A 26,974-nucleotide genomic window follows, 5' to 3' on the forward strand; every position below is an offset into this window, starting at 1 on the left:
GCTCGCTCCTACAAAGGGTGCCACACGGCATGCCAGGTACCTGTAGGAGCGAGCTTGCTCGCGAACGGTGTTCAAGCCAACGCGCAGGGGTTGAGCTGACCGCAGACGGAGTCCGCTCCCGCACACCTGAAACCGTGCACCCACAAAAAAGGGCCATCCCATGGGATGGCCCTTTTGCGCAGGCCTTCTCGGCTTACCGCTCCCGCAGCGCTTCCGCCTTGGCCCGCAGGATGGGTTTGAGCAGATAGCTGAGGATGCTCTTCTTGCCGGTCATGATGTCCACGGTGGCAATCATGCCGGGGATGATCAGCAGCGGCTTGTCGTCCGTGCCCAGGTGGCTTTTGCGGGTACGCAGCTTGATCAGGTAGAAGCTATTGCCGTCATCGTCGGTGACGGTGTCGGCGCCGATCTGCTCCAGGTCCGCCTGCAGACCACCGTAGATGGTGTAGTCATAGGCGGTGAACTTGACCATGGCGTGCTGGCCGGGACGCAGGAAGGCAATATCCTGCGGGCGGATGCGCGCTTCCACCAGCAGGGTGTCGTCCAGCGGGACGATCTCGATCAGGTCGCTGCCCGGCTGGATCACGCCGCCGATGGTGTTCACCAGCAACTGCTTGACGATGCCGCGCACCGGCGAGGTGACCAGGGTGCGGCTGACGCGGTCTTCCAGCGCCTTGCCGGTGGCCGTGGCCTTGCTCAGTTCGGTGCGGGCTTCGTTGAGCTCCTTCAGCGCGTCGCTGCGGAAGCGCGACTGGGTCTCCGCAACTTTGCGCTCCACTTCCTTCACTGCCGCTTCGGCACGCGGGATCGCCAGGGTAGTGGCGTCGAGCTGGCCACGGTTCTCCACTTCACCGCGCTTCAGGCGCAGCAGCTCCACCTGGGACATGGCGCCCTGGGCCACCAGTGGCTCGGACATGGAGATTTCCTGGCGCAGCAGGTTCAGGCTATTGCGGTACTGCGCCTGCTTGGAGACGAACTCGCGCAGCTCCTGCTGCTTCTGCACCAGCTGTTGTTGCAGGCCGTCGGTTTCGTCCTTGAGCTGCTGCTGGCGGCTGTGGAACAGCGCTTCTTCACTGCTGGCCTGGCCCGGCACCTTGGCGCGCACGTCGTCGGGGATATTCAGCGGGCGCTCTTCCACTTCGGCGGAGAGCCGCTCCACCCGCAGGAACATCGCCAGGCGATCCGCCTCGGTCTCGCCGACGTTGGACTGGAAGCGCGTCGGGTCCAGGCGCATCAACTGTTCGCCGGCCTGCACCACCTGCCCTTCGTGAACGAAGATCTGCGAGACGATGCCACCTTCCAGGTTCTGGATTTTCTGCACCTTGGACGAGGGAATTGCCTTGCCTTCGCCACGGGTGACTTCGTCGATCTGCGCAAAATGCGCCCACAGCAGCAGGAAGGCGACAAAGCCGATCAGAATCCAGATGGTCAGGCGCACCACGCGCGGCGCGTCCTCGATCAGCGCCTTGCTGACCTCCGGAAGCGGCTGGCCGGCGAGGTTGTCGCCGCCCTTGAAATAGCCACGGACAGAGTGGCGGATACTGCCCAGAGGATTAAGCGACACTGATCTGCCCCTTCTTCAGTGCATCCATGACCACGTCCTTGGGACCGTCGGCGATGATGCGGCCCTTGTCGACGATCACCAGACGGTCCACCAGGCTGAGCATGGAGGCACGGTGGGTGACCAGCAGCAGTGTCTTCTCGCCCATGATCGCTTGCAGGCGCGCTTTCAGGCGCTCTTCGCCGGCGTTGTCCATGGCGCTGGTGGGTTCGTCCAGCAGCAGGATCGGCGGGTCGAGCAACAGCGCGCGGGCCAGGGCGACGTTCTGCCGCTGGCCGCCGGAGAGGTTGTGGCCGCGCTCGCCGACCTGCAGTTCATAGCCCTGCGGGTGCAGGCGGACGAACTCGTTCACGCCGGTGAGTTCGGCCACTTCCAGTACGCGTTCGTCATCGATGTAGCGCGCACCGCTGACCAGGTTGTCGCGCAGGGTGCCGCTGAACAGGGAGATATCCTGCGGCACGTAGCCGATGTTGTGGCGCAGCTCGCTGATGTCCAGCTGGCGCACGTCGGCGCCGTCCACCAGCAGGTTGCCGTTCTCGGGCTGGTGCAGGCCGACGATCAGCTTGGCCAGGGAGCTCTTGCCCGAGCCGCTGCGACCGATGATGCCGATCTTCTCGCCGGCGCGGATCTGCAGGTTGATGCCGTGCAGCGCCGCGACCTGCTGGTTCGGGTAGGCGAAGTCGAGGCCACGCATCTCGATGCCGCCGCGCAGCTGCGAGCGGGTCAGCGGACGTTCGTCGGCGTTGCGCTCCTGCGGCAGCTCCATCATCTGGTTGGTGGTGGCCATGGACAGGCGCGCCTGCTGGTAGCGCTGGATCAGCCCGGAGAGCTGGGTCAGCGGGCCAAGGGCGCGGCCGTTGAGCATGTAGCAGGCGATCAGGCCGCCCATGGACAGGTCGCCGGCGATGATCAGGTAGACGCCGCCGATGATCATGATGACCCCGGCCAGCGCCTGGATCAGCACGGTGATGTTCATCGCCAGGGTCGACAGCAGCTTGACCCGCAGTTCCAGGCGGCTGAGGGTGCCGATGGTCTGCTCCCAGAGGTACTGGCGCTCGCTCTCGGCGTTGTTGACCTTCACCGCATCGAGGCTGGCGAGGGTCTCGATCAGGCTCGACTGACGCTCGGCCGCCAGCGCCATGGTGCGGTTCATGGTTTCCACCAGCGGCTTCTGCAGCAGCCAGCCGAGGCCCGCGGCCAGCGGGAAAGCCACCAGCGGAACGAACACCAGCGGCCCGCCAATGATGCCGATCACCAGCAGGATCAGCAGGGTGAACGGCAGGTCGATCAGGGTGGTCAGCGTGAGCGAGTTGAGGAAGTCGCGCAGTGTCTGGAATTCGTGGATGTTCTGGGCGAACGAGCCGACCCGCGCCGGGCGGTACTTCATGCTCATGCCGACGATGCGCTCGAACAGCGTCGCCGAGATGATCAGGTCGGTCTTCTTGCCGGCCAGGTCCAGGCACAGGCCGCGCATGGTCTTGAGCAGCAGGTCGAACAGGTAGGCGCCGCTGATGCCGATGGCCAGCACCCAGAGGGTGGCGGCGGCCTGGTTGGGCACCACGCGGTCGTAGACGTTCATGACGAACAGCGGCGCGGCCAGGGCGATCAGGTTGATCAGCAGGCTCGCGGCCACGGCATCGACGTAGAGCCAGCGCGAACGTTTCAGGGTGTCGCGGAACCAGCTCTTGGCGCGCGGGATGAGCTCGCCGTGCTGCAGATCGAACTTGTGCTGCGGCTGGGCAAAGAACGCCTGGCCGGCGTAGTCCTCGCTGAGCAGCTCGCGGGTGACACGCACTTCACCGCCGTCACTCTCGGACAGCAGCAGGCGCGCATCGCCATTGCTCTCCCAACCCAGCAGCACCGCGCAACGCCCTTCGCGCAGCAACAGCATGGCGGGCATGGCGAGTGCGGGAATCTGCTCCAGCTTGCGCTGCAGCAGGCGCCCCTGCAGGCCGGCGCGAGCCGCCGCACGCGGCAGCAACTCGGCGGACAGGCGCTGCCCGGGCAACGGCAGGCCGCTGGTGAGCATGGCGCGGCTGGCCGGCTTCTGGTGCAGCTGACAGAGCGTCAACAGGCTGTCCAGCAGCGGGTCGTCAAGCAGACCGCGCGGATCGTGGCTTAGGGGTACTTCGCTGACTTCTTGATCCACGCGGATGCTCTCTTAAGCAGGTTCAGGTTCAGTTCAGGCCGGGCAGCTGGACTCTGGGCTTGATGTCTTCGGAGGCCACCGCCGCCATCGGCGCAACCACGCCCTGGCTCTTGAGCAGTTCGCCCATGGTGGCCTTGATGCGGTACTGGGTGAACAGTTCGGTGTACTTCAGGTCGACCAGGCGGCGCGAAGCGTTGAACAGTTCATTCTCGCTGTCCAGCAGGTCGAGCAGCGTGCGCTCGCCGATGGTGAACTGCTTCTGGTAGGCCTCGCGCACGCGGGTGCTGTAGTCCACGTACTGGCGGGCGATCGGCAGCTGGTCGCGGGCGTTGTTCAGGGCGTTCCAGGACAATCCGAGTTCCTCATTCAACTGGCGCAGGGCGTTGTTGCGGATATCCAGGGCCTGGTTCGCTTCATACGACTTGGCTTCCAGCTCGGCCTTGTTGCTGCCACCGGCGAACAGGTTGTAGCGCATGCGCAGCATGGCCTGCCATTCGTTGTTGTGGCCTTCTTCTCCGTCGAGGTTGTTATCGGCACCTCGGGAAAGTTCTGCATCGAATCTCGGATAGAAGGTCGATTTCGCGGCGTCGTACTGCTTCTCGGCGGCGGCAACGTCGGATTCCGCCGAGCGCAGGATCGGGCTGTTTTCCACCAGTTGGCGACGGGCGGCCTGCAGGTCTTCCGGCAGTTGGCCGACAAGCCCGGAGGGCTCGGACAGATCGACAGGATCGGTGCCCACCACGCTGTAGTAGTTGGTCCGGGCGTCGGCCAGGTTGGTCTTCTCGGTCATCAGGTTGTTCTGCGCCTGGGCCAGGCGCGCTTCGGCTTGGTCCTGGTCGGCGAGGCGGCCGACGCCACGGGAGCTGCGCAGGCTGATCTGGTCATAGACGCGCTGGTGGCTTTTGAGGTTTTCCTCGGCCAGACGAACCATTTCCTGGCGACGCAGCACGTCGGTATAGACCTGCGCGACGTCCAGCGCAGTGCGCTCGGAAGTACCCAGCAGCGCGTAGGCGCGGGAGTTGACGTTGGCCTGCTGGCGGCCGACTTCGCTGGAGGTGGCGAAGCCGTCGAACACCATCTGGCGCAGGGCGAGGTTGGATTCGCCACGGTTCAGGGTCTCCCAGTGGTCGCCTTGGCCACGGGTGGTGGTGTTGTCGGAGCCTTCACGACCATAGCCGGCGGTCAGGTCGACGGACGGCAGGTAGCCGCCCTTGGCGGCGCGTAGTTGTTTGTCCGCAGCAAGGCGGGAGTTCACACCGGCCTGGATTTCCGGGTGGTACTCCAGCGCCTTCTGCATGGCCTGGTTGAGGGTGTCGGCCTGAACCGGCAGGGAAACGGGAATGGCGAAAGCCAGGGCGAAGGGCACTGCTTGAGCGAATCGCATGCGCATGAGGAAAACATCCTTATCAGTGAGATAGCCGCAGCGATTCTGTTGCCGCAATCAGCGTCAAAAGACCGTCGAATGGCTGCAAGGAAAGCATCAAAAAGCGTGATGGATTTCACGCTAAATTTTTTTGGGCGAACCACCGATATCAAAGTGACATCGATTTGCCAATTGTTTAGGATGGCAATCGAATGGTCAATACATTGGCATATACGTAATTTCCATCCGCTATAAGCCATGTTTTTGACGCCAAACTTTTTGCTCTTACAGACAAGGGAATGCCTCCTGAGCCGACCTCACCTGCGGCCGGTCGGCAACCAGGCAAGCCTCACCAGGAGAAGTGCATGAGCAGCGTCGTCGCCGTCGTAAAAAGCATCATCGGCCAAGTGATTGCGGTATCCCCCGAAGGCGCCCAGCGCGTCCTGGTTGAAGGTGATCGCATCTACCAGGGCGAGCAGCTGCTCACCGGCGCTTCCGGCGCGGTGACACTCGATGTCGGCAAGGGCAAGCTGGTGGACCTGGGCCGCGACAGCCAGTGGAGCAGCGCCGACCTGCCACAGGCCGAGGCGCACCACGCCGCCGCGCAGCCGGTCAATGCACCGAGCACCGAGGACCTGCAGAAGGCCATCGCCGCTGGCCTCGACCCGACCCAGGCCCTTGCCCCCACTGCGGCGGGCCCGACAGCCGCGCCTTCGGCGGCTGGCGGCAATGGTGGCGTTGGCGGCGGCCACAGCTTCGTGGTGCTGGATGCCACGGCCGGCCGCGTCGACCCGAACATCGGCTACTCCACCGCCGGCCTGGACAACGGCGGTGCGGCTGCCGACGAGCGTCAGGGCGAACTGCCGCCCAACCTCGCGCCGGCGTTCACTGACGGCAGCAACGGCGTGCTGAATCTCACCACCGCCGAAGACACCCTCCTCACTGGCGCCTTCTCCGCCCGCGACCCGAATGGTGACCTGATCTCCTACAGCGTCGGCCAGGCACCGGGCAACGGCCTGCTGGTACTCAATCCCAACGGCACCTGGCAGTACAACCCGAACGGCGACTACAACGGCGCCGACAGTTTCACCGTGATCGTCACCGACGCCCGTGGCGCCACCAGCACTCTGGTGGTGAACGTCGGCATCACCCCGGTAAACGACGCCCCCGTGGCCACTGGCACCTATACCAGTGCCATCACTGACACCGCCGCCAACGACAGCTTCGCCGACATCAAGGGCCAACTGACCGCCACTGACGTCGACGACACCAACCTGACCTGGAGCGGCAGCGCCAAGGGCACCTACGGCGAACTGACCGTCAACGCCGACGGCAGCTACACCTACGTGGTCGATGCCAACGCCGTGAACGCCCTGCCCCTGGGCCAGAACCCGAGCGAAAACTTTACCGTCACCGTGACCGACCCGTCCGGTGCCACCGACACCCGCGTCATCACCATCAACGTGCAGGGCGCCAACGACACCCCGGTCGCCCAGGATGGCCAGGCCAGCGGCAACGAAGACAGTGTGATCGGCGGCCAGCTGATCGCCACCGACCGCGACACCGGCAGCAGCCTCACCTTCACCACCAACGGCAATCCGCCGGCCGGCTTTACCCTGAAGCCGGACGGCAGCTGGACCTTCGATGGCAACGACCCGGCCTACCAGCACCTGGCCGAGGGCGAGACCCTGGTGGTGCAAGTGCCCTACACCGTCACCGATGAGCACGGCGCGACCAGCACCGCCACCCTCACCGTGACCCTGACCGGCACCAATGACGCGCCGGTCGCCCTGCCGGGCGCAGCCACCACCGAAGAAAACACCGTTCTCAACGGCCAGGTCCCGGCCGCCTCCGACGTGGACGGCAACGTCGCCGGCTACCAGCTGACCACCGGTGTCGGCAACGGCAATGGCAACCTGACCTTCAACCCGGACGGCAGCTACAGCTTCAACCCCGGCAAGGACTTCGACAGCCTGGCCCAGGGCGAGACCCGTGACGTCACCTTCACCTACCAGGCCAAAGACAACAACGGCGCGCTGAGCGACCCGCAGACCATCACCATTACCGTCACCGGCACCAACGATGCCGCCGTGATCGGTGGGCAAGGCAGCGCCAGCGCCGATGAAACCGACGCCCCGCTCACCCTCGATGGCAAGCTGACCATCCGCGACGTCGACAGCCCGGCCAGCTTCCAGGTCCAGAACAATACCGCCGGCCAGTACGGCAAGTTCAGCGTGGGCGCCGACGGCTCCTGGAGCTACGTCGCCAACGATGCCTACAACGAACTGAAGGTCGGCGAACACCTCAGCGAAACCTTCACCGTGCTGGCCGCCGATGGCACCAGCACCAGTGTCACCGTGACCATCAATGGCACCAACGACGCACCGGTCGCCTACGCCGACAGCAAGACCACCGAAGAGAACACCGGCCTCAGCGGCCAGGTGCCGACTGCCACCGACGTGGACGGCAGCGTGGTCGGCTACCAGCTCGCCACCGGCGTGGGCCAGGGCAATGGCAGCCTGACCTTCAACACCGACGGCAGCTACAGCTTCAACCCCGGCAAGGACTTCGACGGCCTGGCCGAAGGCGAATCCCGCGACATCACCTTCACCTACCAGGCGAAGGACGACAACGGAGCCCTGAGCGCTCCGCAGACCATCACCATTACCGTCACCGGCAGCAACGACGCACCGGTCGCCAGCGCCACCAGCGGCGCGGTGCAGGAAGATGCGCAGATCAGCGGCCAGCTCGCCGCCACCGACACCGACGATGGCGCCAAGCTCACCTACACCCTGGACAAGACTGCCCCGGCCGGCTTCAGCGTCGATGCCGACGGCAAGTGGACCTTCGATGCCAGCAGCAGCGAGTACCAGCACCTGAAGGCCGGCGCTACACAGACCATCAGCATCCCGTTCACCGTCACCGACGAGCACGGCGCCACCAGCTCCAGCAGCCTGACCATCACCGTCACCGGCACCAACGATGCGCCGGTAGCCAACGCGGCGGCCGCCAAGGCCAGCGAAGACAAGCTCAGCTTTGGCAAACTGACCGCCAGCGACGTCGACGACGGCGCCAAGCTCAGCTTCAGCCTCAATGACAAGGCACCGGCCGGCTTCACCCTGTTCAAGGACGGCACCTGGGCCTTCAGCGGCCTCGACCCGGCCTACCAGAGCCTCGCCGCCGGCGAGACCAAGGTCCTGTCGATCGACTACACCGTCACCGATGAACACGGCGCCACCAGCACCAACACCCTGACGCTGACCGTCACCGGCACCAACGACACGCCGATCGCCCTGCCCTCGCTGATCAACCCGGTGAAGGAAGACGCGCAGATCAGCGGCACGCTCAAGGCCATCGATGTCGACAACGGCGCCCAGCTCACCTACAGCCTGAACAAGGCCGCTCCGGCGGGCCTGACCCTGGGCAGCGACGGCAAGTGGAGCTTCGATGCCAGCGATGCCGCCTACCAGCACCTGAAGGCTGGCGCGACCCAGCTCATCAGCGTCGGCTACACCGTCACCGACGAACACGGTGCAAAAACCAGCAGCCTGCTGGTGATCACCGTCACCGGCACCAACGATGCGCCCAAGGCTGACGCTGCTACTGCAGCCGCCCAGGAAGACGCTGTCAGCAAGGGCCAGCTCACCGCCACCGACGTGGACGACGGCGCCAAACTGAGCTTCAGCGTTTCCGGCAACCCGCCGGCCGGCTTCACCCTGAAGACCGACGGCAGCTGGACCTTCGATGGCAAGGACCCGGCCTACCAGGCCCTCGCCGAAGGCGAGACCAAGGACATCCAGGTCAAGTACATCGTCACCGACGAACACGGCGCCACCGACACCCAGACCCTGACCATTACCGTCACCGGCAGCAACGACCCGGCCGTGATCGGCGGTGTGGCCAGCGTGAACGTCAACGAGACCAACGCCCCGGTCACCACCGGCGGCCTGCTGACCGTCAGCGATGTCGACGGCCCGGCCAGCTTCCAGGCGCAAAGCAACGTCGCCGGCAAGTACGGCACCTTTAGCCTGGGCTCCGATGGCTCCTGGACCTACACCGCCAACGATGCCTACAACGAGCTCAAGCAGGACGAAAAGCTGACCGACAGCTTCACCGTCAAGGCGACCGATGGCACCAGCGCCACGGTCACCGTGAACATCGTCGGCACCAACGACGCACCGGTGGCATTCGGCGACACCAGGACCACCGGCGAGAATGCGGCCTTCACCAGCCAGGTTCCGGTGGCAACCGATATCGACGGCAGCGTCGTCAGCTACCAACTGGCCACCGACGTCGGCCAGGGTCATGGCAGCCTGACCTTCAACGCCGACGGCAGTTATACCTTCGAGCCGGGCACCGACTTCGACCACCTGGCCGCCGGCGAGAGCCAGGACGTCACCTTCACCTACCAGGCGAAGGACGACAACGGTGCGCTGAGCGACCCGCAGACCATCACCATCACCGTCACCGGCAGCAATGACGCCGCGGTCATCAGCGGCCAGACCTCGGTCAGCGTCAACGAGACCAACGCACCGATCAGCACCAGCGGCCAGCTGACCATCCACGACGTCGACAGCCCGGAAACCTTCCAGGCACAGAGCAACGTCGCCGGCAAGTACGGCACGTTCAACCTGGGCGCCGACGGCCAGTGGACCTACACCGCGAATTCCGCCTACAACGAGCTGAAGGTCGGTGAGACCCTGGTCGACACCTTCGCCGTAAAAGCCGCCGATGGCACCGCTTCCAGCGTCACCGTGAACATCGTCGGCACCAACGATGCGCCGGTTGCCTACCCGGCCAGCGCCAGCGCGATCGAAGGCGGCGTCAAGAACCTCGGTGTCGTGGCCGGCGCCACCGACGGCTCGTCCGTCACGCTGACCATCACCACCACCCAGCCAGGCGAAGCGGTCAGCTTCAACTGGAAATTCAGCACCAACGACGGTGGGTCGTACAACGACTTCGCCTACGTGCAGGTCAACGGCCAGAAGGTGCAACTGCTTTCCAGCGTGTCCGCGGTCGGTGACGGCGGCAACTCGGGCCTGCAGACCTTCCAGCAAGTGTTCGACAAGCCGGGCACCTACACCATCGTCCTGGGCGTTTCCGATGCCATCGACACCGCCGTCGACTCCACCCTCGTGCTGAGCAACCTGCCTTCGCAGGTGAGCGTCGGCAATGTGGTCGGCCAGGTCACCCACACCGGCAACAACTGGACCCTTACCACCAGCGGTGCCAACACCACCACCCTGGGCAACCAGCTCAAGCCAGTCAGCGAGATCACCGGCAAGCTGCAGGCCACCGACGTCGACCACAACGCCCAGCTGACCTTCAGCACCGCGCAGAACACCGCCGGCTTCACCCTGAAATCCGACGGCAGCTGGCTGTTCGACGCCAAGGACCCGGCCTACGACAACCTCGCCCAGGGCGAGACGCAGACGCTGGCCATCCACTACACCGTCACCGACGAACACGGCGCCACCGATACCAGCATCCTGACCATCACGATCACCGGCACCAACGACGCACCGGTCGCCGGGGTGATGAAGGAAACCGTTTACGAAGACAGCAAGATCGGTGGCCAACTGGCCGGCAGCGATGTCGACCACAATGCCGTGCTGACCTTCGCCACCACCGGCAGCCTGCCGGTGGGCTTCAGCAGCGACAGCAGCGGCAAGTGGAGCTTCGACGCCAGCAATGCGGCGTACCAGCACCTGGCCGTGGGTGTGACCCAGGTCTTCACCGTCAACTACAGCGTCACCGACCAGTTCGGTGCGAAGAGCACCAGCACCCTGACCATCACCGTCATCGGCACCAACGATGCGCCGCAGGCCAAGGCCGCCAGCGCTTCGGTGAATGAAGACAAGATCAGCGGCGGCACGCTCACCGCAACCGACATCGACGACGGCCACGCACTGTACTTCAGCCTGAAGGAAGCGGCGCCCAGCGGCTTCACCCTGAACACTGACGGCACCTGGAGCTTCGACGGCAACCACGCCGACTACCAGAAGCTCGGCGCCGGCGAGTCCCTCGAGCTGCAGATCAAGTTCATCGTCACCGACGACAAGGGCGCCACCGACGAGAACGTCCTGACCCTGACCGTGAACGGCAGCAACGATGCCGCGATCATCAGCGGAGCGAAGATCGTCAACGTCTATGAGACCGACGCGCCGATCACCACCACCGGCAAGCTGGACGTCAGCGACGTCGACGGCCCGGACAGCTTCCAGGCCCAGACCAATGTCGCCGGCAAGTACGGCACCTTCAACCTGGGCACCGACGGCAACTGGACCTACATCGCCAAGGATGCCTACAACGAGCTGAAACCGGGCGAGACGCTGACCGATACCTTCACCGTGAAGTCCGCCGACGGCACCAGCTCCAGCGTCACCGTGAACATCCTTGGCACCAACGATGCGCCCACCGCGTACGATGACAGCGTCACCATCGACGAGAACGGCCGCGTCAACGGCAAGGTACCGGCCGCTACCGATCCGGACGGCAAGGTCTCCAGCTACCAGTTGGTCACCGACGTCGGCCAGGGCAACGGCTCGCTGAACTTCAACTCCAGCGGCACCTACCACTTCGAGCCAGGCAGCGACTTTGACCACCTGGCCGCTGGCGAGAGCCAGGTCGTCACCTTCACCTACCAGGCGAAGGACAACAACGGCGCGCTGAGCGAACCCAAGACCATCACCATTACCGTCACCGGCAGCAATGACGCCGCGGTCATCAGCGGCGTGAAGTCCAGCAGCGTCAACGAGACCGACGCGCCGGTCAGCACCGGCGGCAAGCTCAACGTCAGCGACGTCGACGGCCCTGAAACCTTCCAGGCGCAGAGCAACGTGGCCGGCAAGTACGGCACCTTCAACCTCGGCACCGACGGCAACTGGACCTACGTCGCCAGCAGCGCCTACAACGAACTGAAGGTCGGCCAGACCTACACTGACACCTTCACCGTGAAGGCTGCCGACGGCACCAGCGCCACCGTGAGCGTGAACATCGTCGGCACCAACGACGCGCCGGTCGCCTTCGACGGCATCGCGGCCACCGGGGAGAACACCGTTCTCAACGGCCAGGTCCCGACCGCCACCGATATCGACGGCACCATCGCCAGCTACCAGCTCGCCACCGACGTCGCCGCCGGCAAGGGCACCCTGACCTTCAACGCCAACGGCAGCTACAGCTTCAACCCGGGTAGCGCCTTCGATCACTTGGCCGCCGGCCAGAGCGAAACCGTGTCCTTCACCTACCAGGCCAAGGACAACAACGGCGCGCTGAGCGATGCGAAGACCATCACCATCACCGTCAACGGCACCAACGATGCGCCGGTCGCCTACGCCGACAGCCAGACCACCGAGGAAAACACCGTCCTCAACGGCCAGGTTCCGACCGCTACCGACGTCGACGGCACCGTTGCCAGTTACCAGCTCGCCACCGGCGTAGCCGCTGGCAAAGGCACCTTGACCTTCAACAGCGACGGCAGCTACAGCTTCACTCCGGGCGCAGCCTTCGACCATCTGGCTGCAGGCCAGAGCGAAGCCGTGACCTTCACCTACCAGGCGAAGGACAACGACGGTGCGCTGAGCGATCCGCAAACCATCACCATCACCGTGACCGGCACCAACGATGCCGCCGTGATCACCGGCCAGAACAGCGGCAGCGCCAATGAAACCGATGCCCCGGTGACCATCGGCGGCAAGCTCGATGTCACCGACGTCGACAGCCCGGCGGTCTTCCAGAGCCAGACCAACACCGCCGGCGACCACGGCAAGTTCAGCATCGGTACCGATGGCACCTGGAGCTACGTTGCCAACAGCGCCTACAACGAACTGAAGGCCGGCGAGCATCTCACCGACAGCTTCACCGTGAAGGCCGCCGACGGCACCAGTACCACCGTCACCGTGACCATCAACGGCACCAACGACAAGCCGGTCGCCAGCGCCGATACCGCCACCACCGAGGAGAACACCCTTCTCCACGGGCAGGTTCCGGTCGCCACCGATATCGACGGCACCGTCGCCAGCTACCAGCTGGCCACCAATGTGGCCCAGGACAAGGGCAGCCTCGTCTTCAACACCGACGGCAGCTACACCTTCAACCCCGGCACCGCCTTCGACCACCTGGCCGCCGGCCAGAGCGAGAACGTCACCTTCACCTACCAGGCGAAGGACAACGACGGTGCGCTGAGCGACCCGCAGACCATCACCATCACCGTCACCGGCACCAATGACGCGGCAGTGATTACCGGCCAGACCAACGGCAGCGCCAATGAAACCGACGCTCCGGTCACCATCGGCGGCAAGCTCGATGTCACCGACGTCGACAGCCCCGCGGTCTTCCAGAGCCAGACCAACACCGCTGGCGATTACGGCAAGTTCAGCATCGGCGCTAACGGCGCCTGGACCTATGTCGCCGACAGTGCCTACAACGAACTGAAGGTCGGCGAAAAGCTCACCGATAGCTTCACCGTGAAAGCCGCCGACGGCACCAGCACCACCGTCACCGTGACCATCAACGGCACCAACGACAAGCCGGTCGCATTCAGCGACACCGCGACCACCGAAGAGAACACCGTTCTCCACGGCCAGGTTCCGGTCGCCACCGATATCGACGGCGCCGTCGTCCGCTACGAGATCACCAAGGACGTCGGCCAGGGCAAAGGCACCCTGACCTTCAATAACGACGGCAGCTACACCTTCAACCCCGGCACCGCCTTCGACCACCTGGCCGCCGGCCAGACCGAGAACGTCACCTTCACCTACCAGGCGAAGGACAACGACGGTGCCGTGAGCGATCAGCAGACCATCACCATCACCGTCACCGGAACCAACGACGCCGCGGTGATCACCGGCCAGACTGGCATCAACGCCTACGAAGCCGACGCCCCGCTCACCCTGGGCGGCAAGCTGAACGTCACCGATGTCGACAGCCCGGCATCCTTCCAGGCCCAGAACAACGTCTCCGGCGCTTACGGCAAGTTCAGCATCGGTGCAGACGGCAACTGGAGCTACATCGCCAATTCCGCCTACAACCAGCTGAACGTCGGTGATCGACTGACCGACACCTTCACCGTGAAGGCGGCCGATGGCACCAGCACCACCGTCACCGTGACCATCAACGGCACCAACGACAAGCCGGTCGCATTCAGCGACACCGCGACCACCGGCGAGAATGCCGTGCTCCAGGGCAAGGTCCCGGTCGCCACCGACATAGACGGCACAGTGGTCAACTATCAGCTGACCACCGGCCTGGCGGCGGGCAAGGGCACACTGAGCTTCAGCCCGAACGGCACCTACACCTTCAATCCGGGCACCGCGTTCGATCATCTGGCGCAAGGTCAGTCCGAGAATGTCACCTTCACCTACCAGGCGAGGGACAACAGCGGCGCACTCAGCGATCCGCAGACCATCACCATTACCGTCACCGGCACCAACGACAAACCGGTGGCCTACGCCGACACCCAGACCACCGAAGAGAACACCGTTCTCAACGCTCAGGTGCCGACCGCCACCGACGTCGACGGCACCATCGCCGGCTACCAGCTGGCCACTGACGTGGCCGCCGGCAAAGGCACCCTCGTCTTCAACACCGACGGCAGCTACACCTTCACGCCGGGCACCGCCTTCGACCACCTTGGCGCCGGCCAGAGCGAGAACGTCACCTTCACCTACCAGGCGAAGGACAACAACGGCGCGCTGAGCGATGCGAAGACCATCACCATCACCGTCACCGGCACCAACGACAATCCGGTTGCCGTGCCGGACACCGCGCACACCAATGAAGACACCGCGATCCGTATCGAGGTGCTGGGCAACGACACCGACGCAGAGGGCGACAGCCTGCTCGTCACCGGCGCCAGCGCCGGCAACGGCACCGTGGTGATCAACCAGGACGGCAGCCTGAGCTACACGCCGAAGGAAAACTTCAGCGGCTCCGACACCATCACCTACACCATCAGCGATGGCAAAGGCGGCACCGCCACCTCCACCGTGGCGGTGAGCATCGAAGCCGTGGCGGACAAGCCCAACCTGAGCCTGGACGGCAGCACCACTCACCCGAAAGCCACCGGCCTGACCGTGGACACCTGGACCGGCCTGGCCCTGGGCAATGGCGGCAACGGCGCGGCACCGGACGACCTGCAGGCGAAGATCGATGCAGCCGGCACCCCGACCACCCATGGCTCCACCGACAGCGTGCGCAACACCGACGTCACCGCCGGTACCGCGACCAAGGTCAGCGGCCTGATCTTCCTCGAAGCCGGCCACACCTACACCTTCACCGGCGTGGGTGACGACAGCGTGCGCCTGGTCATCGGCGGCAGCACCGTCGCCGAAGCCACCTGGGGCGGCAGCAGCGGCAAGTTCAGCGGCACCTTCACCCCGACCGAGAGCGGCTACTACCCCATCGCCCTCTACCAGCACAACCAGAGCGGCCCGGGCAACTACACCCTGAGCATTTCCGACAACGGCAGCACCGCGCAGGTACTGGGCACCGGCAGCGCCCAGGTGTTCCACAACACCGGCGAGCTGACCACCGGCGGCGAGCGCCTGTCCGACCTGACCGGCAGCACCGGCCAGAGCCACTACAAGGTCTTCGGTCTCAATGAAGGCAACGAGGACAGCACGATCAGCCTGTCGAAGATCAAGGCTTCCCTGGTCGATATCGACGGCTCGGAAACCCTGTCGATCAGCATCGGCAAGATTCCGGTCGGCGCAACCCTGAGCGATGGCAAGAACAGCTTCACCGCCGACGCCACCCATGACAGCGTCAACCTCAAGGACTGGAACCTCGGCACCCTGACCCTGACCCCGCCGGCCGACTTCAACGGCACCATCAAGCTGGAAGTCAGCGCCACGGCAACCGAAAGTAGCAACAACGATGCAGCGACCCGCACCGTCGACCTGAACGTCACCGTCTACCCGGTGAACGATGCGCCGACCGTGACCGGTGCGCAGAACCTCACCACCGACGAGGACACCTCGGTCAACGGCCAGATCCACGCCCGCGACGTGGACGGCGACACGCTCAGCTACGCCGTAAAGAACGGCAGCGGCCCGGCCCACGGCTCGGTGACCTTCGGCAGCGACGGCCAGTACACCTACACCCCGGCCAAGGACTACAACGGCAGCGACAGCTTCACCGTGGTGGTCAGCGACGGCAAGGGCGGTAGCGTCGAGCAGGTGGTCAACGTCGGCATCAACCCGGTCAACGACGCCCCGACCACCGCCGACCAGAGCAAGACCGTCGCCGAAGACAGCCCGCTGACCGGCAAGATCATCGCCAGCGACGTCGAAGGCGACACCCTGAGCTACGCCGTGAAGAGCGGCGTCACCCACGGCACCCTGGTGCTCAACACCGCCACCGGCGACTACACCTACACCCCGGCCGCCAACTACAACGGCCCGGACAGCTTCACCATCACCGTCAGCGACGGCAAGGGCGGCACCGCCAACTCCGTGGTGAACATCACCGTCACCCCGGTCAACGATACCCCGGTGTTCAACGCCCCGAGCAACACCACCACGCCCGAAGACACCGTGCTCACCGGCAAGGTCAGCGCCACCGACGTCGATGGCGACAGCCTCACCTACAGCCTGAAGTCCGGGCCGAGCCATGGCAGCATCGTGGTCGACGCCGCCGGCAACTACACCTACACGCCGAGCAAGGACTACAACGGTGGCGACAGCTTCACCGTCACCGTCAACGACGGTCACGGCGGCGTGGTGGATCAGCTCGTCAACCTCACCATCACCCCGGTGGACGACGCGCCGGAAGCGAAGAACGACAGCAAGTCCACCGGCGAGAACAGTCCGTTCAACGGCCAGGTACCGACCGCCACCGACGTGGACAGCTCGGTCAACCCCAACGGCTACGCGCTGGTCCAGGGTGTGGGCAACGGCAATGGCAGCCTGACCTTCAACGCCAACGGCAGCTACGTGTTCAACCCGGGCACCGACTTCGATTCCCTCGCTCCGGGCGAAAGCCGCCAGGTGACCTTCACCTACACCGCGAAGGATGCCCAAGGCGCGGTCAGCGCACCGGCCACCGTGACCATCACCGTCAACGGCGCCAACGACGCCCCCAACGGCGCCGACAAGGCCATCACACTGGATGAAGACACCTCGCGCAGCTTCAGCGCCGGCGACTTCGGCTTCACCGACATCGACCACAATGACGCCCTCAGCGCCGTGCGCATCGACAGCCTGCCCACCAACGGCAGCCTGAAGCTCAACGGCGCCGCCGTCACCGCCGGCCAGGTGATCGACGCTGCCGACCTCGGCAAGCTGGTCTTCACCCCGGCGGCCAACGCCAACGGCACCAACTACGCCAACTTCACCTTCTCGGTGAAGGACAGCAACGGTGCCTTCGACGCCACGCCGAACAAGATCACCCTCAACGTCACCCCGGTGAACGACAACCCGGTGGCAGTGAACGACAACTTCACCGTCAGCGGCCTGAAGGGCAACTACTGGGGCTACAACGAAGGGCCGGACGGCAGCAACCTGACCAGCCTGAGCCAGGTGACCGCCTTCATGAACGGTCACGCCGCCAGTGCCACCTTCACCTCCACCACGCTGAACTACAACCTCAGCGGCGGCGACCTGGGCGGTGACGGCAACCTGCAGAAGTTCCTGGGTAACGACGCGGGCTCGCTGAACACCGACCCGGCGAACACCTCGGATGCGATCATCCAGCTCACCGGCGCGATCAACCTCAACGCCGGCAGCTACCAGCTGCGCGTCAACGCCGACGATGGCTTCAGCATCAAGATCGACGGCGTGGAAGTGTTCAAGTACGACGCCATCCAGAGCCCCACCGGCCGCGAGTCGGCGGTGTTCAACATCGCCCAGAGCGGCAACCACACCATCGAAATCATTTACTGGGATCAAGGTGGCCAGGCCCAGCTGCAAGTGGAGATGCGTCCGCAGGGCGGCACCTACACCACCGTGGGCGGCACTGCGCTGACGCACGCAGTGGGCGAACTGGTGACTAACGAAGACACCGCGCTGACCATCGCGCCGAAGACCCTGCTGGGCAATGACAGCGACGTCGACGGCGACAGCCTGTCCATCCTCAGCGTACAGAATCCGGTCAACGGCACTGTCGCGCTGGTCAATGGCAACGTCGTCTTCACGCCGGCCAAGGACTTCAACGGCACCGGCAGCTTCACCTACACCATCAGCGACGGCCATGGCGGCACCAGCACCGCGACCGTCACCGTGGGCGTCAACGCGGTGAACGATGCACCGGAAGCCAAGAACGACCTGCAGACCACTGGCGAGAACAACACGCTCAATGGCCAGGTTCCGGCGGCCACCGACATCGACAGCGCGGTCAACCCCACCGGCTACGCCCTGGTACAAGGCGTAGGTGCCGGCAACGGCAGCCTCACCTTCAACGCCAACGGCAGCTACGTGTTCAACCCGGGCACCGACTTCGACTCGCTGAACGTCGGCGAATCGCGCCAGGTGACCTTCACCTACACCGCGAAGGACGCCCAGGGCGCGGTCAGCGCCCCGGCCACCGTGACCATCACCGTGACCGGCAGCAACGACCTGCCCACCGCCACCGACAGCACCGTGACGCTGAACGAGGACGGCAAGCGCAGCTTCAGCGCCAGCGACTTCGGTTTCAGCGACAAGGACGCCGGCGACGCGCTCAAGGCCATTCGCATCGACAACCTGCCCAGCGCCGGCAGCCTGACCCTCAACGGCCAGTCGGTGACCGCCGGCCAGGTGATCGCTGTCAGCCTGCTCGCCAGTCTCGTCTACACCCCGGTGGCCAACGCCGCGGGCAATGCCTACGCGACCCTGAAGTTCTCGGTACAGGACAGCCACGACGGCTTCTCCAGCTCGTCCAGCACCCTGACCTTCAACGTCACCCCGGTGAACGATGCGCCGCTGTCGGCGGACGGCTCGGCCAGCGTCTACGCCGGCAAGACCTACACCTTCGCCCTCAAGGACTTCGCCTTCAGCGACACCGCGGACTCCGCCAACGGCCAGAACCACAGCCTGCAGAACATCCTGATCAAGGCCCTGCCGGCTACCGGCAGCCTGCTGCTCAACGGCCAGGCCGTGACTGCCGGCCAGTCGATCAAGGCCAGCGATGTCTCCAGCGGCAAGCTGACCTACGTACCGGACAGCTCAGGCAGCAACGCGCACTTCGACTTCGCGGTGCAGGACAGCGACGGCGTGGCCAACGGTGGCGTCGATACCTCGGGCACGTATGGCTTCGATATCCATGTCGGCCAGGTGCAGATCCCCGGCACCACGCCCAACGGTGACAACACCCTCACCGGCGGCTCGGGTGACGACGTGATCCTCGGCGACGTGGGCGGTCTGCTTACCACTACCCAGCCGGGCACCAACTACAACATCGCCTTGGTGGTCGATACCTCCGGCAGCATGGCCTACAACCTCGCCGGCAACAGCGGTGCGGCCTACGCCGACTCGCGAATGAAACTGATCAAGGATGCACTGATCAACCTGGCCAACGAGCTCAAGGGCCACGACGGCGTGATCAACATCAGCCTGATCGGCTTCTCCGCCAGCGCCAGCATCAAGGTCAGCATCGCCGACCTGAACAACGGCAACGTCGACCAGTTGATCAACGCCATCGGCAAGACCCAGACCACTGGCCTGCAGGCCGACGGCGGGACCAACTATCAGTCCGCCTTCGAGCAGGCGGTCACCTGGTTCAACGGCCAGAAGAACGGCTACGAGAACCTTACGCTGTTCCTCACCGATGGTGATCCGACCTACTCGAAGAATTACGGCAACGGCAGCAGCACCACCGACAACATCGTCGCCGAGTCCGCACAGTCCTTCGCGGGCCTCAGCGGCCTCAGCGAAGTACGCGCAATCGGCATCGGGACCGGCGTCAATGCCGACATCCTCAAGTACTTCGACAACACCAAGGTCACGTCCACCGGCACCATCAACCTGGGCAATACCACCACTGTCCTCGCCAACTTCGACAACAACAGTGGCAGTGGCATCGCCAAGGTCGACAACTGGACCAAGACCGGTACCGGCTCGATCTCCCGCACCAACAGCGAGCTGAAGATCACCGACGTCTACGGCGGCGCTGCCACCAAGGCCAGCAGCCCCGAGTTCAATGTCAGCGGCAACAACGTCGGCAAGCTGAGCTTCGACTATCGGACCAACGTATTCGGCAGCGGCGACAGCTTCGCCTGGAGCCTGATGAAGAAGGTCGTCGCGGCCAACGGCTCGGTCAGTTGGGACGTCGTCGACAGCGGCACTCGCACCAGTTCGTCCGATGCCACCATCACCAGCAAGACTCTGGTTGATGGCGTCTACAAGCTGGAACTCTCAGCCAACGACAACAGCACCAGCTGGTTGGGCAGTTCCGATGTCGATATCCGCATCGATAACATCTCGGTCGTGACCCCCAACGTAGTCACCGCCCCGACCGGCCAGGTGGATATCGTCAAGCAGGCCAGCGACCTGACCGCTGCTCTGCACGGCGGTTCCAGCAGCTCGGAACTGGCGCCCTCGGGCCACGACACCATCTCCGGCGGCGCGGGTGACGACATCATCTTCGGTGACACCATCAACACCGACAACCTGCCCTGGGGCGTCAACGGCAACCCGGCAAAACCGGCCGACATGCCGGCGGGCTCCGGAGTCAGTGCACTGTCGGCGTTCCTCGAACTGAAGAACGGCCACGCAGCGACCAGCGACGAGATGTACGACTACATCAAGGCCAACCACGCGCTGTTCAACGTCGAGGGCGATACCCGTGGCGGCGACGACCACCTGTATGGCGGCGATGGCAATGACATCCTCTACGGCCAGGGCGGCAACGACTTCCTGTTCGGCGAGAACGGCAACGACATCCTCTTCGGCGGCACCGGCAACGACCAGCTCACCGGCGGCAAGGGCAACGACATCCTCACCGGCGGTACGGGTGCCGACACCTTCATCTGGAAGGCTGGCGATATCGGCAACGACACCATCACCGACTTCAAGGCCGGTGAAGGCGACCGCATCGACATCAGCGACCTGCTGCCGGAGACCGCGCACAACGACATCCTCAGCTACCTGAAGGTGGACACCACGACCTCGACCCTGCAGGTGAGCACCACCGGGCAGATCAACAACGGCGGCGCGGCGGATGTCACCATCAAGCTGAGCGGCGTGGATCTCTCGGCCTACGGCTCGACCTCCACCGAGATCGTCAACAAGCTGGTGGCGGGTTCCGACCCGGTGGTCAAGACTGAGCATCACTGATCCGCGGTTGCCGCAAGGCGTCCGAACGATCAGGCTCTGACACGGCGACAGCGGGATCATCCCTGGGATGATTCCGCTGTCGTTCCTTCACATCACGAGAAATGGGGACGGGTCGATGCTGTACATCCAGCGCAACGCCGAGGGAAAAGTGGCGCGCGTCGAGGACGCCGAATTCGAAGGCGCCACCGGCACACTGCCGGCGGACCATCCGGATATCCAGGCTTGGGCGGCCGAAAGCAGCCTGCTACAGCTCAAGCAGAGCGACCTGGACATGATCCGGGTACTGGAAGACTTGATCTCGGTGCTGATCACCAAGGGCGTAATCCGCATCACTGACCTGCCGCCGGCCGCGCGCTCCAAGCTGCTCAACCGGACCCAGGCGCGGGAAGCCCTGGGCGGCCTGACCCGGCTGATCAACGACGACGAGGAAACGGGGCTGATCTGAGCCCCGTTTTCTTTTGCTCGATGGCCACGCGGCATCCCCTCCCCTGTAGGAGCGAGCTTGCTCGCGAACAAGCTCCGCTGCGAGGCCAGGTTCGCGAGCAAGCTCGCTCCTACGTGAAAGGCACGCTCCGCACTTTGGATTTAGCTCTCGAGAGACTTCCAGAGAAACGCCCGCCCTCGTAGGAGCGGACTCCGTCCGCGAAGCTCATCAGCGGCACGGAAACATCGCGGACAAAGTCCGCTCCTACAAAAAGCACCCCGCCCCGACATCTATCACCAGGGCGCCGGTCCACCGAACAGCTGCCCCTGCACGCCCTGAATCCCCATCTCTTTCAACACACGGAATTCCCCGGCCGTCTCCACGCGCTCGGCGATCAGCGGCAGGTCGATGCTGTGCGCGGCTCGCTGCATCGCCTCGATGAACAGACGCTTGTCGTTTTCCTGGTCGATGTGGCGGATATGGCTGCCATCGACCTTGAGGTACGCCAGCCCGAGGCGCGCCAGGTTGCCGATCATGCTGAAGCGCCCGCCAAAGTGCTGCAGGCTCAGGCGATAACCCAGCTCGCCGAGGCGGCGGGTCAGGGCTTCGAGCACCGGCTGCGCCGGCAACTGGTCTTCCTCCAGCTCCAGGGTCAGGCGCCCGGCGAATTGCGGATGCTGCTTGAGCAGATCGAACACCCGAGTGGTCGCCCACTCATCCCGCAGCAGCGCGGCGGACAGGTTCAGCGCCAGCGGGCGGTTGTGTTTGGCCATGTCCGCCAGCACGCTTTCGAGCATCAACAGGTCCAACCGCGCAGTCCAGCCGAAGCGGTCCAGCCAGGGCAGGAAGCGCCCGGCGGCGATGCTGCCGCCCTGCCCGTCCGGCAAGCGTGAGAGCACCTTGTAATGCAGCACCACCTGCGGATCGGCGCAGGACACCACTGCCTGGAAATGCAGCTGGAAGCGCTTGTGCACCAGCGCCTCGTCAAGCAGTTGATGCCAGGTGTGTCGCTCCTCGGCGACCGGCTTGGCGCCGCCCTGGAGCAAGGCCCAGCAGCTGTCGTTCTGCCGCTCGGCCTGCACCAGCGCCTCGTCCGCGCGCTGCAACAGCGCCTGCGCCGATTCGCCGGAAACGAACGGCACCAGCCCCAGGCAGGCAACCGGACTCACATCGCTGGCACCGGTGGTAACCAGTGCCGCCAGCATGCTTTCCAGGCGCATCGCCAGCGCCGGCGCGTCCTCGGGCATCAACCCCGGCGCGAGCATCACGAACTCACCGCCACGGCTGCGCGCCAGGGTCAGGCCGGCCCCCAGGCCCTGCCCGGCCAGCCGCAGCTGATCGGCTACCGCCTTGAGCAGCTGATCGACGCGCTGGCCGCCCAGACGTTGGTTGAGTCCTGCGAGATCATTGACCCGCAGCACCAGCAGCACGCCGCTGCTCACCTGGTCCTCGGCGCTCAGCCGGTTGCTGAGTTGCATGTCAAAGAAACGCCGGTTGCCCAGCCCGGTCAGGCTGTCCTGGTAGGCTTCGTCGCGCAGGCGTTCGCTGCGCTGGGCCTGCTCCTGGAACAGCGCCTTGAGCTTCTCCACCATCTGGTTCATGGCCTGTACCACGCGGCGCAGCTCAGGGGTGCGCGGCAGTTCCGGCAGGCTGAGGAATTCGCGGCGGGCGATGGCGTGGGACTGCTCAACCATGTAGTCCAGCGGCTTCAACTGGCGGCGTAGCAGGATGGCGCCGAGCACGGCGCTGGCGATGCCGCACAGCACCAGCCAGAGCAGGCTGCCCAGGGCGCTCTGCCAGAGTTTGGCGATGGCGAACATCGGGTGGCTGAGCACCTCGACCCGCGCCGCCTGGGTCCAGCCACGGCTGACGATGGCGTCGCCACCGGCCGAATGCAGGTTGATCAACGAGATGAACCACTGCGGCACCTTGGCCGCCACCGCGTCGGGCACCCCGGTGCGCTCCACCATCACCTTGCCGGTGGCCAGGTCAATCACGCGGATGCTCTCGAAGTAGCCACTGTCGAAGATCGAGCTGACCATCAGCTCGACCATCGCCGGGTCGTCGATGTTCGGCGTCAGCGACAGGCCCAGCGCGGTGGCAGCGTCCTGGGCGTGGGAGCGCAGCTGGTTGCCGTACTGCTCGCGCGAGCTTTCCAGGCCGACCATGAAGCTGCCGCTGAAGGCGACCACCAGGAACAGGCAGATGGCGATCAACAACTGTTTGAACAGGGACATCGTGTCTCCAGGCTCCCTCATCGGAGCTATTCGTGCCGGTGCAGCTATTGGTTCTGCCGCGAATGATTCAGAGGCTATTCATTCGAAGGGAACCCTTCGCCCTTCATCTTCTTCAACAGGTCCTGCCAGCGCGACAGCCGCTTGCTGTCGCCCACCTGCTTGCCGCCACCCGCGCCGCTGCCGGCGAGCCACAGGCCCTCGCCGTTGAACGCGTAGACCGGCTGCAGGTCGCTGCGCTGACTGGCCGGCAGGATGCTGCCGATCAGGTTGTCCAGCACCAGCGGCACGGCATCGGGCCTCGGGTAATAAGTCAGCACCATATGCGCCTGGTTCAAACGCAGTGCCTTGACGTAGGTAATGCGCAGCTTCTGCGCCGGCACGCCCAGGTGTCGCAGGCTGATGTACTTGGCGATGGCGAAATCCTCGCAATCGCCGGCTCCCTTGAGCAGCGCCTCAACCGGCGTGGCCCAGTAGTCCACCTCGTGCCAGAGGCTGAGGTCGTCGGTAAAGCGCAGCTGGTCGTTGAAGAAGCGATTGACCGCCTGCAGCTGATCGCGCTCCGCCGCGCCAGCCTGCTGGGCGAGCAGCTTCTGCCAGGCATCGATGCGCACCTGGCCTTCGCCCAACGGCCCATAAAGGCGCGTGGATTGCTGGCTGATCAGCTTGAAGTCCCAATCGGCCTGCTGTGCCCCCGCCAGGACGCCGAGCGAAGCCGCCAGCATCAGGACCAACGGCCCCGGCCAGCAACGACGCCACACCCTGGAACAACGGCTCAACACGATCGCGACTACTCGACTGCGAGCGCCGGCAACCAGCTGCAGGCGCAGGGGTCGCATGGTGCAGACTGGGCGCGAAAAAAACAATGGCACAATGCAATCACTGCATTGTGCCATCACCGGATGACGCGGCCTGGAGAGATGTCAGCCGCGACGCAGAGGGGAGCGCGTTCAGCTCTTTTCGGGCGGGGTCACGATGTCGAACCAGAAGTCGAAGTCTTCGAGCATGCCGAACAACTTCGCCAGCAGCAGCGGATTGCCCGAGCTCTTGAGTTTGCCCTCGAACACCAGGCGCACTGGCGAGACCTCCTTGAGCATCAGGCGGTTGAGGTCGGCGCGGTCGATGGTGACGGTCTGCCCGGCGTTTTCGCTCTGCACGCCCTTGATGTTGTTCAGGTGCGAGTTCTTCAGCTCCAGCAGGTACTGCTCGTTCTTGTCCGGCAGCACCAGGTTGATGCTGAAGTCCTCGCCTTCGGCCTTCTGCGCATTCATGCGCACGCCGAGGTAGTCGAACAGCAGGCCGGTATCCATGGCTGCCAGCGCATCGGGATTGCTGACGCGCAGTGATGGCAGGTTACGTGGTACGCCGTTGCGCAGCTCCTGCGCGGCGACCAGGTAGCTGTTGCGCCAACCGGCGTTCTCCGCCTGGTAGCCGAGCTGCTCCAGGGCGTCGGCCTGCAGGTTGCGCGCGGCCTGGTTGGTCGGATCGGCGAACACCAGCTTGTTCAGCACCTCCACCACCCAGCGGTATTCACCCTTGTCGAACGAAGCCTTGGCCATCTGCAGCAAGTGATCGGCCCCCCCCATGAACTCGACGTACTTCTTCGCCGAATCCTCCGGCGCCAGCGGGTTCAGAGTCGCCGGGTTGCTGTCGTAATAGCCCAGGTACTTGTTCACCACCGCACGCACGTTGTGGCTGACGCTGCCGTGGTAGCCGCGGTTGAACCATTCGTTGGCCAGCTCCGGCGGCACCTTCAGGCGCTCGTGGATCTGGTTGATGGTCACCCCGTTGTTGGCCAGGTGCAGGGTCTGGTCGTTGAGGTAGCCGTACATGTCACGCTGCTTCTCCAGGGTATGGACGATGTCCTCGTGCCCCCAGCGCGGCCAGTTGTGCACCGCGAACATCACCTCGGCCTTGTCGCCGAAACGGTGCAGCGCCTCGTTGATGTACTTGCTCCAGCCCAACGGGTCGCGGGTCTCGGCGCCGCGCAGGGTGTAGAGGTTGTGCAGCGTGGCGGTGACGTTCTCGGCCATCAGCAGCGCCTTCTGCTGCGGCAGCCAGACGTTCATCTCTGCCGGCGATTCGGTGCCCGGGGTGTTCTGGAAGGTGAAGGGAACACCATCGATTTCCAGGTCCTGCAGCTCACCCTCGATCAGTTTGGTCGGCGCGATGATGCTCAGCGGACCGTGCGCCACGCCCTTGCCGATGGCCATGTCCACCTGGCCGTTCGGCCCCTTGGGCAGCAGCGTGCCGTACTGGTAGCTGGCGCGGCGCAGCATGGCATTGCCGGCCATGACGTTTTCCTTGATCGCCGCTTCCATGAAGCCCTTGGGCGCAATGATCTGCACCTCACCCTTGTCCACCTGCTCCTGGCTGACCAGCCCCTTCACCCCACCGAAATGGTCGGCGTGGGCGTGGCTGTAGATGATCGCGCGAATCGGCTTCTGCCCCAGCTCCTGGCTCACCAGGGCGTAGGCAGCCTTGGAGGTCGCCGGGGTGGTCAGGGTGTCGATGACGATCCAGCCGGTCTTGCCTTGGATGAAGGTGATATTGGCCAGGTCATAGCCGCGCACCTGGTAGATACCGTAGGTGACCTTGAACAGACCGTAGCTGAGGTTCAGCTGCGCCTGGCGCATCAGGCTCGGGTTGACGCTGGCGATGTCCTTGGCGGCCTTGATGAAGTCGTAGTCGCCCAGCTGCCAGGCGACGCTGCCGTCATCGTTCTTGATGATGAGGTTATCGGGGCGCTTGATCAGCCCCTTCTCCACCCGATCGAAATCGGCGCGATCACCGAAGGGCAGTGACTGGCGCACCTGCTCCTGGGCGGCCTGGGTGAAGGAAGTCGCGGGCTTGGGCTGTTCGGCGGCGAGCAGCAGGCCAGGACAGAGGCTGGCGACCAGCACGGCAGCGGAAAGACGGGACATCGGAGGACTCCGGAATTTGTTGTTGTGCTCGCACTATGCCGGCCGTCGCGCTAATAATTCCAATGCATT

8 protein-coding genes are annotated in these 26,974 nt (G+C 64.7%); 2 read left to right on the forward strand and 6 right to left on the reverse strand.

Going from position 1 to position 26,974, the window contains the following annotated elements; translation table 11 throughout:
• Positions 1-193 precede the first annotated feature (193 nt).
• Genes AC2T4A_RS28075 through AC2T4A_RS28085 form a run of 3 tightly spaced genes read right to left on the reverse strand, consistent with a single transcriptional unit; the run spans position 194 to position 5,100 of the window.
• Positions 194-1,564 carry an HlyD family type I secretion periplasmic adaptor subunit gene (locus AC2T4A_RS28075; protein ID WP_416747432.1) on the reverse strand — a complete coding sequence of 457 codons (1,371 nt, stop codon included), beginning with the start codon at positions 1,562-1,564 and terminating at the stop codon, positions 194-196.
• Positions 1,554-3,710: a type I secretion system permease/ATPase gene (locus tag AC2T4A_RS28080; protein WP_416747430.1), complete on the reverse strand. Its 2,157-nt coding sequence runs from the start codon at positions 3,708-3,710 to the stop codon at positions 1,554-1,556. The genes AC2T4A_RS28075 and AC2T4A_RS28080 overlap by 11 nt, the downstream gene beginning before the upstream one ends.
• A 28-nt stretch (positions 3,711-3,738) precedes the next feature.
• Complete coding sequence (locus AC2T4A_RS28085) at positions 3,739-5,100, reverse strand: TolC family outer membrane protein (protein ID WP_416747428.1); 1,362 nt, start codon at positions 5,098-5,100, stop codon at positions 3,739-3,741.
• A gap of 338 nt (positions 5,101-5,438) precedes the next feature.
• Between AC2T4A_RS28085 and AC2T4A_RS28090 the strand changes: the two genes are divergently transcribed.
• Both AC2T4A_RS28090 and AC2T4A_RS28095 read left to right on the forward strand, forming a co-directional pair.
• Positions 5,439-21,323 carry a retention module-containing protein gene (locus AC2T4A_RS28090; RefSeq protein WP_486742319.1) on the forward strand — a complete coding sequence of 5,295 codons (15,885 nt, stop codon included), beginning with the start codon at positions 5,439-5,441 and terminating at the stop codon, positions 21,321-21,323.
• A gap of 115 nt (positions 21,324-21,438) precedes the next feature.
• Complete coding sequence (locus AC2T4A_RS28095; RefSeq protein ID WP_024767779.1) at positions 21,439-21,768, forward strand: hypothetical protein; 330 nt, start codon at positions 21,439-21,441, stop codon at positions 21,766-21,768.
• 272 nt (positions 21,769-22,040) lie between these two features.
• Here AC2T4A_RS28095 and lapD read toward each other — a convergent pair whose 3' ends face one another.
• From lapD to AC2T4A_RS28110, 3 genes are all read right to left on the reverse strand, one after another.
• Positions 22,041-23,984 (reverse strand): cyclic di-GMP receptor LapD, encoded by a 1,944-nt coding sequence (gene lapD / locus AC2T4A_RS28100; RefSeq protein WP_416747424.1) that lies wholly within the window; start codon positions 23,982-23,984, stop codon positions 22,041-22,043.
• Positions 23,985-24,058: 74 nt separating this feature from the next.
• On the reverse strand, positions 24,059-24,706 hold the full coding sequence (gene lapG, locus AC2T4A_RS28105; RefSeq protein WP_486742320.1) for a cysteine protease LapG: 648 nt from the start codon (positions 24,704-24,706) through the stop codon (positions 24,059-24,061).
• Between the two features lie 225 nt (positions 24,707-24,931).
• Positions 24,932-26,905, reverse strand: coding sequence for an alkyl/aryl-sulfatase (locus tag AC2T4A_RS28110; RefSeq protein WP_486742321.1), 1,974 nt, complete (start codon positions 26,903-26,905; stop codon positions 24,932-24,934).
• Positions 26,906-26,974: the final 69 nt, after the last annotated feature.

The organism is Pseudomonas sp. PVC-3-1, assembly GCF_057444315.1.